Origin of the sequence: Shewanella sp. 10N.286.51.B8 (assembly GCF_041469325.1) — a bacterium.
In the GTDB taxonomy this organism is placed as follows: Bacteria; Pseudomonadota; Gammaproteobacteria; order Enterobacterales; family Shewanellaceae; genus Shewanella.
On the sequence record NZ_JBFRKG010000038.1, the window covers coordinates 1 to 327 of the forward strand.

The window sequence follows — 327 nt, forward strand, 5'->3', positions numbered from 1 at the left end:
GCGCCTAAGGCGGTAATGGTGATCGCGCCGCTGCTATCAATGCTGTAGAAGCCATCTTCACTGGTGGCGCTTAAGGTGCCATCACTGTGCTGGAATTGGTAATTAACCACACCATCATCGTCGTCGCCAGCGAGGGTCGCAACGGTTGCGCCCGCATCTTGGTTCTCGGCGTAGCTGAAGGTTTGATCGCCAAAGCTGCCATCTTCATTGAGGTTGGTTTCAGACAAGGTGATGGTGGCATCGGTGGTGTCACCGGCGCCATCGGTCATGGTGACCGTGTAATCGCCGCTGTTCGGGGTGGTCTCAAAGTCATTGACCGCAGAGCTT

Annotated in this window: 1 protein-coding gene; it reads right to left on the minus strand. The window is 56.0% G+C overall.

Going from position 1 to position 327, the window contains the following annotated elements; genetic code table 11:
• Positions 1 to 327 (minus strand): hypothetical protein (locus tag AB4160_RS15035; protein WP_372005348.1); only part of this gene is annotated, 327 nt, incomplete at both ends.